Below are 2365 nucleotides of genomic sequence, written 5' to 3' on the forward strand. Positions count from 1 at the left end.
GCTGGAACCTCCAGGACACCGCCACGCGCATCGACTTCAGCGTCCAGATCCGCGCCTACCCCAGCGGTGTCGCCTTCCGGTACGTGCTCCTGGACAAGGGCGCCGCCACCGTCGCCGACGAGCTGACGACGTTCGTCTTCCCCGACGGCGCACTCGTCTACAGCGCCCGGGACGAGGACGCGTACAACCCGGTCGCCCCCGGCTCGATACCGTCCACCGGGACCTCCGGCACCGACGCCGGTCCGCTGACCGACCTGCCGCTGACGGCCACGTACGCGAGCGGCGAGCTGATCGCCTGCATCTGCGAGTCGTCCCGGGTCGACTTCCCCCGCCTGATGCTGAGTTCGGCGTCCGGGCAGCCGAACACGCTGGTCGCCCACCTGATGGAGCACACCGCCCGGGGGAGCGGGACGGTCCAGACGGCTTCGACGGTGACCACTCCGTTCGCCACGCCCTGGCGCGCGCTGGTGACCGGCTCCACGCACGCCGAACTGGTCGACAACGCCGAGTTGGCGCTCAACCTGGCCCCGCCGAACGCCGTGGCCGACACGTCCTGGGTCAAGCCGGGCAAGGTCTTCCGCTGCCAGCTGACCACCGCCGCCGGCCTGGCGGGCGTCGACTTCGCCGTCGCCCGCGGCATGCAGTACATCGAGTACGACGCCGGCTGGTACGGCCCCGAACGCGGCACCGCCGACGCCACCAGGTCCATCCCCGAGATAGACCTGCCCACCGTCCTCTCCTACGCCGCCGGCAAGGGCGTCGGCCTGCTGCTCTACGTCAACCTCATGGCGCTGGCCGACGCGGACGGCTTGTTCGGCCTCTACCGGAGCTGGGGCCTCGCGGGCGTCAAACTCGGCTTCATCAACGACGGCACCCAGGCGATGACGAACCAGATCACCGCCTGGGCGAAGACGGCGGCCAAGCACAACCTGCTGATCGACATGCACGACGACGTCCGCCCGTTCGGCTACGAGCGCACCTACCCGAACTGGGTCAGCATGGAGGGCGTTCGAGGCAACGAGCACTTCCCGACGGCCTCGCACAACGTCACGCTGCCCTTCGCCCGCAACGTCGGCGGACCGATGGACTACACCATCTGCTACGGCCAGTCACGCGACCGGACCACTGACGCCCACCAGATGGCGATGGCAGCGGTGTACTACCAGCCGCTCAACTTCCTCTACTGGTACGACTCACCGTCGAAGTTCTCCCACACCGCCGCCTGGCCCGGGCTGCCGTGGTTCGACGCCATACCCACCACCTGGGACGAGAGCCACGCCCTCGCCGGCTCGATCGGCCAGTACGTCGCGGTCGCCCGCCGCAAGGGCGCCACGTGGTACCTGGGCGCGATGACCGACGAGTCGGCCCGGACGCTGTCGCTCCCGCTGTCCTTCCTCGGCAGCGGCGACTGGACGGCCACGGTCTACGCCGACGGCACGCCCGGCGCCTCCGCCTACCAGACCCCCGTCGTGGTGAGCACCCGGACCGTCACCCCGGCGACCGCGCTCAGCATGGCCATGGCACCCTCCGGCGGCCAAGCGGTGATGCTGAAGCCGAGCTGACACCGGCCCGGCCCCGCGATCGTTCGGCTGGTTCGTCAGTCGGCCGGATAGAACTGCGTGTACCAGCGACGGAGTGCTCTGATGCCCTTTTCGTGGGGGAGCAGGATGGGGTGTGGTCGGTGGATCTTGTGGTCCCAGATGGCGGTCTCCATGCGGACTTCGTCGAGTGCTTCGATGCGGAAGACGAGTTTGGCGAGGGGGGTGAGGAGGGGCAGTCGCGCTGGTTTGCGGATGTAGTAGAGCATCCGTAGTTCGCTGGTGCGGTCGTCGACGGGGGTGGTGAGGGCGACGGCGGTCACGGAGAGAAGGGGGCCGTGGGTGCGGACGACCATGAGGCCGGGTCCATGCATGTAGGCGTCGAAGGTGTTGTCGATGTCTCGGCCGAGGACGCGGCGGGAGATGCGGCCGCGGGCTTCGGCGTGGGGTCCGTCGGCGTGCCAGTGCTGGACGAGGGGTTCGCTCTGGCCGTGGATGAAGTGGAAGTGGGACTCGTCGACGATGTTCTCGCGCATCTCCTGGACGTGGATGCGTGCGCGGCAGGTGTCGTCGATGGGCGCGGCGTACTGTTTCGACGCTGCTTCGGGGACCTCGGGGACTTCCCAGGTCGGCGTGTCCGGGCCGATATGGACGAGGATGAGTCCGCTGTGTTCGCGGACGGGGAGTCCGGTGAGGGTGACTTTGGGCGTGCGGGCCGCGAAGGGTGCGTGGCCGCACCTGGGGAATCCTGCGCGGTCCGACCGTTTCACCCGATCCGGCCGACCCGCTCGCTCCGGCCTCTGCACCACCCGTTCCGGTCATCATGA

General features: G+C 69.1%; 2 protein-coding genes. One reads left to right on the plus strand and one right to left on the minus strand.

Annotated features, from left to right (window positions below):
* Positions 1–1562: glycoside hydrolase family 97 protein (locus ABT300_RS43240; RefSeq protein WP_351688443.1), on the plus strand; the 1562-nt coding region annotated here is incomplete at its 5' end.
* Between the two features lie 35 nt (positions 1563–1597).
* On the opposite strand, the gene ABT300_RS43245 is transcribed toward ABT300_RS43240, so the two are convergent.
* Positions 1598–2308 (minus strand): Rieske 2Fe-2S domain-containing protein, encoded by a 711-nt coding sequence (locus ABT300_RS43245; RefSeq protein WP_502978127.1) that lies wholly within the window; start codon positions 2306–2308, stop codon positions 1598–1600.
* Between the last annotated feature and the right edge of the window lie 57 nt (positions 2309–2365).

Source organism: Streptomyces sp. NPDC001027 (genome assembly GCF_040299045.1).
Taxonomy (GTDB): domain Bacteria; phylum Actinomycetota; class Actinomycetes; order Streptomycetales; family Streptomycetaceae; genus Streptomyces.